This window comes from uncultured Gimesia sp., from assembly GCF_937910335.1.
Classification (GTDB): Bacteria; Planctomycetota; Planctomycetia; order Planctomycetales; family Planctomycetaceae; genus Gimesia.
In genome coordinates, this window is sequence record NZ_CALEMX010000338.1 from 1 (window position 1) to 11964 (window position 11964).

8 protein-coding genes are annotated in these 11964 nt (G+C 46.4%); 3 read left to right on the forward strand and 5 right to left on the reverse strand.

The genetic code is table 11. The features are described from left to right. Positions 1-754: signaling recognition particle receptor family protein (locus Q0668_RS13500; RefSeq protein WP_298865531.1), on the reverse strand; the 754-nt coding region annotated here is incomplete at its 3' end. 130 nt (positions 755-884) lie between these two features. Beyond that, positions 885-2375 (reverse strand): rhamnulokinase family protein, encoded by a 1491-nt coding sequence (locus Q0668_RS13505; protein WP_298865532.1) that lies wholly within the window; start codon positions 2373-2375, stop codon positions 885-887. Positions 2376-2609: 234 nt separating this feature from the next. On the opposite strand from Q0668_RS13505, the gene Q0668_RS13510 reads away from it, so the two are divergent. The 3 genes from Q0668_RS13510 to Q0668_RS13520 all read left to right on the forward strand — a co-directional run bounded on the left by Q0668_RS13510 (position 2610) and on the right by Q0668_RS13520 (position 5952). Then, positions 2610-3635: a nucleoside hydrolase gene (locus Q0668_RS13510; protein ID WP_298865534.1), complete on the forward strand. Its 1026-nt coding sequence runs from the start codon at positions 2610-2612 to the stop codon at positions 3633-3635. A gap of 45 nt (positions 3636-3680) precedes the next feature. Beyond that, complete coding sequence (locus Q0668_RS13515; protein ID WP_298865536.1) at positions 3681-4232, forward strand: TMEM43 family protein; 552 nt, start codon at positions 3681-3683, stop codon at positions 4230-4232. Between the two features lie 304 nt (positions 4233-4536). Further along, positions 4537-5952, forward strand: coding sequence for a BBP7 family outer membrane beta-barrel protein (locus Q0668_RS13520; protein ID WP_298865538.1), 1416 nt, complete (start codon positions 4537-4539; stop codon positions 5950-5952). A gap of 40 nt (positions 5953-5992) precedes the next feature. Here the strand turns inward: Q0668_RS13520 and Q0668_RS13525 are convergent, their stop codons facing one another. From Q0668_RS13525 to Q0668_RS13535, 3 genes are all read right to left on the reverse strand, one after another. Next, positions 5993-7474, reverse strand: coding sequence for a DUF1501 domain-containing protein (locus tag Q0668_RS13525; RefSeq protein WP_298865540.1), 1482 nt, complete (start codon positions 7472-7474; stop codon positions 5993-5995). Positions 7475-7538: 64 nt separating this feature from the next. Then, positions 7539-10640 (reverse strand): PSD1 and planctomycete cytochrome C domain-containing protein, encoded by a 3102-nt coding sequence (locus Q0668_RS13530; protein ID WP_298865542.1) that lies wholly within the window; start codon positions 10638-10640, stop codon positions 7539-7541. 279 nt (positions 10641-10919) lie between these two features. Beyond that, the gene (locus Q0668_RS13535; RefSeq protein WP_298865544.1) at positions 10920-11852 is read right to left on the reverse strand and encodes a PIG-L family deacetylase; all 933 of its coding nucleotides are present in this window, start codon (positions 11850-11852) and stop codon (positions 10920-10922) included. Positions 11853-11964 lie beyond the last annotated feature (112 nt).

Consider the following 11964-nt stretch of genomic DNA (forward strand, 5'->3'; position numbering starts at 1 on the left):
AATGTTCTGCCTGACTGATTCCGTTCTGTCCGGTTGTGGCATCCAGGACTAACAGGCTTTCGTGTGGGGCACCGGGAATCTTTTTGCCGACGACACGTTTGATTTTTTCCAGTTCTTCCATCAGGTTGGTATGCGTCTGTAATCGGCCCGCGGTATCAATAATTAAATAATCAACACCGGTTTCCAGCGCACGTTCGCAGCCGGAGAAAGCAACACTGGCTGGGTCGGTTCCATCTGGACGCGTGACAATTTCGCAGCCTAATCTTTGAGACCACAATGTCAGTTGTTCAACAGCAGCTGCGCGAAAGGTGTCACCCGCAGCTAGCATGACGCTCTTATTCTGTTTCAGAATCAGATTCGCCAGTTTTGCAATGGATGTCGTTTTTCCGACACCATTCACTCCTGCGACCAGAATCACGGTGACTCCTTCCGGATTTTGATTCAGAGGTGATAAATGGTCCGAAATGTTCCACTTCGTATCGCCTTCGCCTTCCAGAAGAGTTCTTAGTTTGTCTTTGACGGTTTCTTCAATTTCTTCAAGAATCACCGTACGTCCACCATGTTTTTTTCGAATTTCATCACAAATTGCAGAGGAGGAGACAACGCCCATATCTGTCTTAATGAGCCGGGCTTCAAATTCTTCAATCTTCTGATCATCCAGGATTTCGCCTGCTTTAAATAAGTCTCGTACATCCGTACGTAGAACTTCTTTCGTTTTTTGCAATCCATTTTTTAAGCGGTCGAATAGACCCATTTTTTACTCTCTTATATATTAAAGCGGAACTTAAATTTCTGAGGATCAATCATTTCCGACCCGGATAATATAGAGTTCGGATACTGACGGCAAGTATCTGCTATGAGGAAGTCATTTCTCGAATCGTTTCCTATTTTGCGTTGACGAGCTCGTCAAATCGTTGGATAGCCTGTTCCCAGATGTCACGGTCTTGTGGTTCATATCTGCATGTTTCAGTGGAGTTTCGAACGATTTCACGAATTTCTGCCAGAGAGCTGACTGCACCGACGGCTCTTGCCTGGACTAAAACATTTCCGAGTCCCGTGGCTTCCACGGGGCCTGTGATGACGGGAACCTGACACGAATTGGCAGTGAATTGGTTCAAAAGTTCATTTTTCGTACCGCCACCGACGATGTGAATGACCTCAATCGGGGTTCCCGTCAATTCCTCGAGCCAACCTAGAACCTTACGATATTTCAGGGCGAGACTTTCTAATGCACAGCGAATGTATTGACCCTCCGTTTCAGGGACGGGTTGATTGCTTTCTTCACAATAGCCTTTGATTGCTTCCAGCATATCATCAGGGCTGAGGAACCTGGGGTCGTCCGGATCAACCAGAGATCGAAAGGGCTCGGCAGAGGAAGCGGCGTCGGCCAACTCAGAATAATCCAGGGAGATACCGAGGCGTTCGTAGGAACGTCGGCATTCCTGAACGAGCCAAAGACCCATGATGTTTTTTAAGAGTCGGTATGTTCCATCGATGCCTCCCTCATTCGTGACATTTAGTTCAAACGCACGACGTCCAAGAACAGCGGAATTGACTTCGACACCCATTAAAGACCAGGTTCCGGAGCTGATGTACGCCCAGTTCGCTTTTCCTGTATTCGACGTTGGGATGGCAGCGACGGCAGAGGCGGTATCATGCGTGGCAGGCGCAATTACGTCAATTTTTCCCAGACCCGTATGTTGCATGATTTCTTCACGCACGGTTCCGAGTTTCGTTCCCGGAGGTACAATTTTAGGCAACATGTTTGTAGGTATTTCAAGACGCCTTAAAAGCTCCATTGACCAGTCGCCCGTTTTCGGATCCAGGCATTGTGTCGTCGTGGCATTCGTGAATTCCACCACCTGACTTCCTGAAAGCAGCCAATGAAAGAAGTCGGGTATCATCAAAAACGTCTCAGCCTGATTCAATAAATCGGGATCTGTCTGAGACATGGACAGCAACTGATAGAGTGTGTTGATCTCCATAAATTGCAGTCCGGTCGCGTCAAAGATTTCCTGTTGCGGAACGCGCGAGATCGCGAGGTTGAGCATTCCTTCAGTGCGGGGATCTCGGTAGTGATAGGGCTGTCCCAGCATTTCCTGCTTTTGATTCAGTAAAGTATAATCGACTCCCCAGGTATCAACGCCGACGGAGATGATGCGGTCACCATATTTTTGAGCTGCCAGAGACAAGCCTTTGAGAATCGATGACCACAGGCCGATTAAATTCCAGCGACGAGTACCTGCTACGGGAACCGGTCCATTGCTGAAACGGTAGACTTCTTCCAGCCGAATCTGCTTTTCGTCCAGTAATCCGGCCAGTACGCGGCCACTTTCTGCACCTAAATCAACTCCCAAAAAACACTGTTCTGGCATCTATAGATCCTTTTTTCGGAGGATAATACTTTACTGAAAAAATGAAACTGGTTCTGTGAAGTCACATAATACTAAAACTTCAACGGAAATTCATTGGATACTGGTTGTCCCCATACAAAGAAATCCAGATCATGGAAGCATATGTCTGAATGAGAGTTGGTTCTATGATCTGGGCTGGTCCAGAACGAAATCTCTATTTTCAAGATTCCTCAAGTGATTAAGAAACGTTTGATTATGAGAATGATTCAGCTGCTGATTTCACTCGTTTTTTGTTTTTGTGCCTTTCCATATACTGCCGAAGCAGGGGAGCCTGTCAGACTGATCTTTGATACAGATATTGGTAACGATATTGATGACGCCCTGGCTTTAGCTGTGATTCATGCATTGCAATCGAGGGAAGAGTGTGAGTTGCTGGCGGTTACCAGCAGTAAAGATAATCCCCATTCATCACTCTGCTGTGATGTGATTAATACGTTTTACGGACGTCCTCAGATTCCTTTAGGACGTGTTCATCAGGGGGTCACACCGAAAGATGGTTCCTATGTCCGCAAAGTGGTCGAGTATTCAGCGAGAGGAAAACCAGTCTTTCCCCGTCGCTATCAGCAAGCAGAGGACATTCCCGAAGCGGTGACTGTTTTGAGAAAAATTCTGGCTGAGCAACCAGATCAGTCTGTCGTATTGGTGGTTGTTGGATTTTCAACCAATATTGCGCGTCTCCTGCAATCTCCCGGAAATGAAACGTGTTCACTGACGGGTAAAGAATTAGTAACGCAAAAAGTGAAACTACTGTCACAGATGATTGGTCGTTTTGATAAAGAGAAACCGACTGCTTTTCATGAGTATAATGTCAAAGTTGATATACCGGCTGCACGCACGTTATACGAGTTGTGGCCTGCCCAAATTCCAGTTGTGGTGAGTGGCTGGGAAGTTGGGCGTGCAATACAAAATCGGGCCAGCAGCATTATTAATGATTACAATTATGTGAAATTCCACCCCATCAAAATTGGCTATGAATATTGGAATCAAATGCCCTATGATCGACCTACCTACGATTTAACGAGTGTTCTCTATGCGGTTAGACCAGCACGAGGCTATTTCGGTCTCTCAAAACCGGGTAAGCTGAGGATCAACGAGCAGGGTAAATTAGAGCATTCTACCGACCCAAACGGGAATCATCGTTATTTAACTGTGACATCCGTACAGATTTTCAGGACTCAGGAAGTTCTGGAATCGCTCTCAAGTCAGCCACCAGCTCCGTAATGAATCATGTTTTCTTAGTTCCTGTTTTCCTGCGTAAAGACAAGTATGATGACTCAAAACACAGATGATATTTCAGAAAATCATTTCCGTAATCGATTAAAAATTGCATTGAAAAATCTCGGTATCGGAATGGTTTTTATCATAGCCGGACTTTTTTTGTTGTGGCATAACGAAACGAATAATCTGGAACGTGAACGAATAGCACAGGCTGAATCTGTGCTCGCGGAGAATCGGGAAAACGCATCAGAGAAGAATTTAGAGAATGCGACCGAAAGTGTGGTTACAATCACCATGTTTAACTGGGGATTTCGGATTTCGGGCTGGGTTATACTGTTTCTGGGTTTGGCAACGCTCTTTAAACCCCTGGTTGTACTCGTCGAAAAAATTCCTTTGCTGGGCAATTTTGTGGGACGTGGTATCACTGTATTTGCGATTCTGAGTTCATTCAGTCTCTCATTCTTAATGATTTCTGCAATCTGGATGGTGACAAAACCGGTCTATGGAGCCGTCATGTTGCTGGCGGGGATCATACCACTTCTGCTGCTCTATCGTTCCGGGAGACGCGCTCGCTTGAAGCGGGCTTATAAACAAGCCTGAGAAACTGATCTGAGCTGATCCAGGCATTGAAACTATTACAAATTAATACCAGCGTGGTTCTCTCTGCGCCCTGTCTTTCCCATTGTGTTAAATTCGCGTGATTGGGTTCCCAACTTTCTGTCCAAGAACGCAGGATTCCTACAAGTCGAATAACCGATATAACCGATACCTTTGATATATCTAATACTCTTCACGCAGAAATTCCTGCGCTGCAGGGGCATTATTTGCTGGATCTGTCTTTTTTCGAAGGCAGTTTCGTAGACCTCCGGCTTGTAGTCTTCTTGAAATGAGATTGAAGTACAACATGGTAAATCCGGCCTACCGATTATTACTTGGGATGGTTGTTCTCCTGACAGGAGTGGGATACCGTTCTGCACAGGCGCAGTATGCTCCTGGAAGTAGTGCACCTGCGCAATCAGGGTTATTATACATACCAGCTGCGTTTCATCCCGGACATTCTGCCCAGGTGAATTACGAAACTTCGCCGGAATACAATCAACCGATGGATCAATATGTTTCAGGATACAATAGTTATCCTGACAGTGGTTCTCCTTACCAGTCAGATATGATTGTGCGGGCGTTACCCGTTGATCGCGGCTGGGCCTATGATAATCCCGTTGATGGTTTGTTTAAGAACATCGCGTCTCACAGTTGGATGCGTCTGGAATATTTATTATGGAAAGCGCCTCCCGGAAATCAGTTGATCGGTACTGAAATTCCAAATGGCAATGACCCGCGCCTGCCTTATGCGATTCCAGACCCTGATGGTACCATGAATCTCGAGGCACATGAAGCGGACCTCAGTTCTATCGGTTCACAGGGATCAAATGGAATCCGGGGTACATTTGGAATTGATTTTAATAGTGGAACGATTGAGGCGATCTTTTTCGGGATGAGATCCGACCGTAGTTCGGTTTCGTATGGTAAATCAGAATTGATGCGTACTAACTTTTCAATGGACGATGAAACAAACACAACTTATGATCTGTCCAATAGTATTTCAATTCAAACACTATTGGACGGGCGAGTGGATACCGTGATTAATGGTGCAAGATTTAATCAAAAGTTTTCCGTAGATTATCAGTCATCAGCCTGGGGTGTTGAGAGTAATTATGTGATTAACACCGAACAACTCTTCTTCAGGACCTACGCTGGTGCGGGGGGATTTCAGATGCGTCCCATGGTTGGTTTTCGGTATTTGAAAATTGGCGAATCGATGTTAATCAAAGGGTCTTTTGAAGACCAGGCTGCAACGGCAACGCTTCCCGTTGAGTTGTTCGAAACCACCATCAGTACCGAAACCAGTAATAAACTGTATATCCCTCAGGCAGGGGTTCGAATGGAATTTGTACATCCCTGGTTTACCATTTCGGCAGAGCCTAAAGTTGGGTTTGGTGTGAATGATTATAATGGAAGTGTATTAACGGATCAGTTTTTCAGCGCAGCAGATCCGACACATGTCACACAAATCGCAAAAACCAGATTTTCACCTACGTTTGAATTCGGTGTGAATGCCCGTGTCAACCTGACTGAAAACTTTACTTTTAATGTCGGTTACAATTTCTTGTGGGCAAATCAGGTCGCCAGACCGGGTACGATCACTTACTACAATACATCGACCACAAACGATACAACCGGTGTTTCTTTACAGGCTCAGGACAGTCTTGATAGCTACAAACTGCATGGTCTTGTGATCGGTGGCGAGATTCGCTTTCCCTGATCATGGACTGGAAGGTGCATTTGTTTGAGCAACATGGCAATCAGGCGATAAGTTTTTCGACCAGATTTCCACCTACATTGGTCAGTCTGATATCCAAACCACCAAATTTCTGAGCCAGTTTCAAGTGGTTCAGCCCGAACAAATGCAACAGCGTCGCATGAAAATCGTTGATGTGCACGGGATCTTCTTCAACGGACCAGCCTAGTTCGTGAGTTTTTCCGATGACCTGGCCTCCTTTGACGCCACCGCCTGCCATCCAGAGGCTGAATGCGCTGGGATGATGATCACGGCCTGTGACTGCTTTGGAACCAGTCCGATTTTCACCCAGTGGTGTTCGACCAAATTCTCCTGCCATCACAACCAGAGTTGAATCGAGCAACCCGCGTTGTTTGAGATCTTTTAAAAGGGCGGCCACTGGCTGGTCGATGATGCCTGCATTTCGTGAGATTCCGACATCAAGACCACTATGGTGATCCCAGGATGCGTGATACAGGTTTACAAAGCGAACTCCCCGCTCGACCATTCTACGTGCCAGAAGACAATTTCGAGAAAACGCCCCTTCGGCATCTGAACCGCCACCACGCTTGCCATTTTTGGTATTTCCCTTACGATTTACACCATAAGCTTCCTGTGTTTCTTTGGTTTCGCTGGATAAATCAATCAGTTCAGGGGCTGAGGATTGCATCTGAAATGCGAGTTCGTAGCTGGCAATGCGACTGGCGATTTCGTTATCTCCCGTCTGATCAAGTTGAGCACCATTCAACTTTTTGATCGCATCCAATCCGGACTTTTGGATATCTGAGCTGATTCCCGGAGGATTATTCAGATTGAGAACCGCTTCGCCTTTGTTTCTAAATAAGACGCCAGCATAGGTGGAGGGTAATGAACCACTTGACCAGAGCGATGCGCCACCACTGGCACCACGACCGGCTGTCAGAACGACATATCCCGGCAGATTATTCGATTGACTCCCTAGTCCGTAAGTCAACCAGGAGCCGACACTGGGTCTGCCAAAACGTCCTACACCCGTATTCATCATCAATTGGGCAGGATGGTGATTGAACTGTTCGGTATACATCGAACGAATCAAGGCGATATCATCTGCACAGGATCCGATATGGGGTAATACGTCTGAAAACTCAGTACCGCATTCACCGTGTTTGATAAATTTACGTGTACTTCCACTTAGGGTCGCTGTCTCTTTATTGATGAACGCAAATCGAACTTTTTCTGTGACCTCTTTAGGCAGAGGTTGGCCATTTAATTCCCGGAGTTTTGGTTTAGGGTCATACAGATCGATTTGGCTCGGTCCCCCCGCCAGAAATATGAAAATACAATTTTTAGCAGTACCGGGGAAATGAGAATTTTTCGGGGCCAAAGGGTTTGACAGATTTTCTTCTGAAGCCAGGAGCCCTTCTTTTTGCATCATCGAAGCCAGCGCATAGCCGGCAACGCTACAGGATGAATTCATCAGAAAGCGGCGGCGTGCCAGATTTAAAGAGTCAGGAGTGGTCGTCATCATTTTTTCTGTCCGAAAAATAAAAAATAGATTGCTTAAAAAATTTCAGCAACGAGTTTCCTGCTAATTATCCACGTGTGACAAACTCATCAAGATTCATTAAAACCCGTCCAATGATGATCCAGGCTGCTACTTCTTGTGGCGTACTGCCAGCCGGAATCATTTTGGAGTTTGTCAGTTGACTGACGGCAGCTTGATCTGATTTGAGGAGTCGGACTTGTTCCTGATAAAGGTGTTTAATAATCTGAAATTCTTCAGCCGAGGGTTGTCGCGACAGGCAGAGACGGAACGCATGTTTGATGCGCTGATCAAGGCTTGTTTTTTTGCTTTGTGTTTCTTCAACAATTCGTTTTCCAAGTGCCTGAGAACATTCAAAAAAAACAGGATCGTTTAAGATCGTTAATGCCTGGAGAGGAGTATTTGATCTTTCTCTGCGGGTGCAGCTCAGATTCGAGTCTGGTGAATCAAACGTCATTAACATGGGATAAGGAACCGTTCTCTGGAAGAACGTGTAGAGGCCTCGCCTGTAACGATCGTCGCCTTTACTGGTGGGCCATTTGACAGAGTTGGCGTATCCGAGGCTGGCGATACCGGCAGGTTGTGGAGGATTCACACTGCGTCCACCAATTTTGTGTTTAATGAGTCCACTGACGCTAAGCGCCTGATCACGCACAATTTCTGCTTCAACGCGTTGTCGGTTTTGATGTGATAACCAGGAATTATACGGATCGCGTTCGATTAGCTCGGGTCTACTGTTTGAAGATTGACGATAGGTGGCCGACATGACGATCAGCTTATGGAGTTGCTTTAAGCTCCAGTTGTTTTTTTGAAATTGGGTGGACAGCCAATCCAGCAGCTCGGGATGCGAAGGAAGTTCGCCCTGCGTACCAAAATCATTTAATGTCGAAACAATTCCTCGTCCAAAATAGCGGCTCCAGATCCGATTCACGGTAACACGTGCTGTTAAAGGACTTTCAGGAGTAAACAGCCAACTGGCGAGGTCTAGTCGATCAGGAGTTTTCGATTTCAATGGAGGCAGAACTGCCGGTGTGTCAGGCTGAACTTCGTCTGCTGGATTCAAGAAATCTCCACGCACCATCAGGTGTGTTTTTCGTGGAACTTTAAGGTGATCGACGACCTGTGCGATTGTGGTTTCTGCAGGATTACGCGGTGCTTTTTTTCGATGCGCGAGTTCAGCTTCTCTCAATTTCTTTAGTTGCGGGTCGATCGTACGGTAATACTCTACCAGTTCTTTTTGCTGATCTTCAGTTCGTTGATCGCGTGAAGTCTTCAGAGTCTCCACGATGATGTCGGAGATGCCGTTTAAAGATAAGGGTTTGGGGGCGGTGGTCAGAGCAAGGCGAAATCGTCCCAGATTATGGTAGGTTTTGCGGGTTGTTGATTGTTGTAATGTAACTGTAACCAAGGTCCCTTTTTCATCTCCGAAGGCGGTTTTCGTTTCAAATGTTGCAAGCTGTTTTTTGCCCTGTTGTGGTGTGATTGACCAGCCTGTGTGCGGGCTGTTATTAATAACACGGTCAACCTTATAGCCTGTCATTTCGAAACTGGCTTGCGCTTTTTGTAAGGGAAACTCTTTCAATGATTTGGGAGTGTTGAGGGGAGCTGCTTTGACTGTCAGCATTGTCAATTCAAAATCGCCGGAAGGACTGCGGCCAGGACCATTCTTTGGCAGGCTGGGGTCAGTGAGTGCTTCCAAGCGTATTCCATTGATATTCTTCAGATTCGTTTTGAAAGTGATAGTATAGATTTCCGCGCGTCCCGGATTCTTTCCTCCTGCCAACACAGAGCGGTCGGGCAGGACTTTAAGTGTGGTATTTTGTTTGGCATGCACAGATTCCGGTTTGAGAATCGTCCAGACCGGTTTTAAATTTGTGCTCTGTTTTTCCCATATTGTAAGAGACTTCGTGAGTTGATTCTGCTCGAAATCCTGAATCGCTTTGACAAGCGGTGCATGGTCTTTTTGATAAATGCGATTGATTTTGAGAAAAGCCGCCTGTTCATCAGGTAAGGGGGCACCGATGTTGGGTTCGGTGATTGAGTTGAAGAAAGCGTACAGGCGATAATATTCTCGTTGCGTGAGTGGGTCATATTTATGGGTATGGCATTGGGCACATTCGACAGTCAGTCCCAGCCAGATGGATCCTAATGTATTGGTACGGTCTACCGTTCGCTTAACTCGATCTTCCTCCGGGTCTGTCCCGCCTTCTGTGTTGATCAAAGTGTTGCGATGAAAGCCGGTCGCGACCAACTGGCTGGTTGCAGGCTTTGGTAATAAATCTCCTGCAAGCTGTTCTATGGAAAATTGATCGAAGGGCAGATCTTCATTGAACGCGTTGATGACCCAGGTTCTCCAGCGCCAGGCATGAGGTCGTTTATTGTCTTTTTCATAACCGTCACTGTCGGCATAGCGGGCGAGATCCATCCAGTGTCTGCCCCAGCGTTCGCCATAATGCGGTGATGCCAGTAGATGGTCAACCAGTTTTTCGTACCAGTTGGGATTGGTGTCTGAGGTCCAGCGCTCCCATTCTTCAATAGAGGGAGGCAAGCCGATCAAGTCCAGGTAGGCTCTGCGAATCAACGTGCTGCGGTTCGCTTCCTTAGACGGTTGTATTTTTTCCTGTTCCAGTTTTTGGAGTATGAATGCATCGATACCATTTTTACCCCAGGATGAATTTTGATTCTTCGGAGGGAGGATGGGTTTGATTTTTTGGAAGGCCCAGTGATCGGCGCCTGGAGGACTTCCTTTCGCGTTTGAGGATTCGGGCCAATTCGCTCCTTGGTCAATCCAGCGTTTGACTAATGCTAATTCCGTAGTAGAGAGGGGAGTTCCTTCACCATCGGGAGGCATTTTGTCTCCATCACCTGTTCCGGCAACGCGATGATAGAGTTCACTTTTTTTGCTATCGCCGGGTTTGAGAGCCGGTCCGCTATCTCCCCCTTCCAACGCGCGTGTTTTGAGATCGAGTCGAAAACCACCTTCTTGCATTTCACTCCCATGACAGGAGTTACATTTTGCCTGAAATAGTGGTTTGATCTGTTTCAGGAAATCTACTTTCGTAGAATCTTTCGCGAATACGAATGGGGGCAGAGCGACCAAGTGGATCAGGAGAAACAGCCAACTGGTAGAATAGTAAACTCGGCAATTCATGTACTTGCCCTCATTGTTATCAGGCAATTCAACGATCCGGGTGCGTCTCTGGAAGGCCAATGTTGCGCCACTGCAACTTGGGAGAACAGGTAAGTCCCCTTACTGATCGTCAGTTAATATATTCTAAGCTGTGAAGACTACTGTTGTCAATTATTTACGGCTCGAATGTATTAGACCAGATCATAAATGAAAAAAACCTGAGAGAGGAATCAGAATCCTCTGTCAGGTTAGTAGAATCAGCGGTATCCAACATTGATTTGGCCGCATCTGACTGCTCGATTATTTTGAGTCAGTGGGTATGGATGCTTCAATCGGGAATAATTTTAAAAGCATTTTTTTGTTTGGTCGTGAACCATATTCGCATAATTCAAATGATTCCGCATATTTGATTTTCTTTCCGATCTCTTCCCCATAGATACTGATGAGTTCGGTTCGAAATTTATTTGCCTCTGAAGATTGTCTGCGCGACCAGGAAGGACGAATATGTTCAATGCGCAGTTCCGGCGGATTGGCAGGGGGGACTTTGGCTGCGCGATCCGGGTTTCCGCCCGCGCCTCCTTCCAGTGATTGCGATACCAGTTGTGCAACTGCTTTGAGTTTCTGATCGAATACATTGTCAACAGCTACAACCACATCAGGGCGAAATGGGTACGGCTTTTGGAATCCATCACTGGAATACATAAAGACGGGATTCTTTTTGAGTCGCGGTACATCAGGACAGAAATACGGGACGGTGACCATAAAGGCCGCGTCCTGAACGAGAATACCGACATAACGATGGTCGGGATGATAATCCCAGGGGCGATGTGAAATGACTAAATCGGCTTTCCATTCTCGAATCAGTTTCACAATGGTTTTTCGGTTTTCCAGTGTCGGCAGTAATTCGCCATCATGAATGTCCAGAACTTCGGATTTTACTCCAAGCACTTTAGCAGCAGCTTTGGATTCTGCTGACCTGCGTTGAGCCAGCGTTCCACCAGCCATTTCAAAGTGGCCAATATCCCCATTTGTGACGGAGACCAGTTTTACTTTGTGGCCTTGTTTTGCCCAGAGGGCAGCGGTTCCCCCATTTTTATATTCTGCATCATCGGGATGCGCACCAAAGCAAATGATTCGCAAGGGCTCGTCTGCACGCAAAGTTGTTGTGATGAACAGTAGAGGAAGAATCAAAACGAGTTTGCTATAGATATGGTATTTTCGATTGAGCATCATGGTCCTTAACTCCAGAAATGGTGGAATGTTTTTTTTATCTTCATTCCAAAATACATGAGTCAATCACTCAGTGGTAGGGCTGCGCACAAAAAAAGACTCGATGGACGAGTCT

What these genes read in the sequence shown, in the direction of transcription:
- Q0668_RS13505 (WP_298865532.1), bottom strand. Translation starts at nt 2,375, where the DNA reads ATGCCAGAACAGTGTTTTTTGGGAGTTGATTTAGGTGCAGAAAGTGGC.
- Q0668_RS13510 (WP_298865534.1), top strand. Translation starts at nt 2,610, where the DNA reads ATGAGAATGATTCAGCTGCTGATTTCACTCGTTTTTTGTTTTTGTGCC.
- Q0668_RS13515 (WP_298865536.1), top strand. Translation starts at nt 3,681, where the DNA reads ATGATGACTCAAAACACAGATGATATTTCAGAAAATCATTTCCGTAAT.
- Q0668_RS13520 (WP_298865538.1), top strand. Translation starts at nt 4,537, where the DNA reads ATGGTAAATCCGGCCTACCGATTATTACTTGGGATGGTTGTTCTCCTG.
- Q0668_RS13525 (WP_298865540.1), bottom strand. Translation starts at nt 7,474, where the DNA reads ATGATGACGACCACTCCTGACTCTTTAAATCTGGCACGCCGCCGCTTT.
- Q0668_RS13530 (WP_298865542.1), bottom strand. Translation starts at nt 10,640, where the DNA reads ATGAATTGCCGAGTTTACTATTCTACCAGTTGGCTGTTTCTCCTGATC.
- Q0668_RS13535 (WP_298865544.1), bottom strand. Translation starts at nt 11,852, where the DNA reads ATGATGCTCAATCGAAAATACCATATCTATAGCAAACTCGTTTTGATT.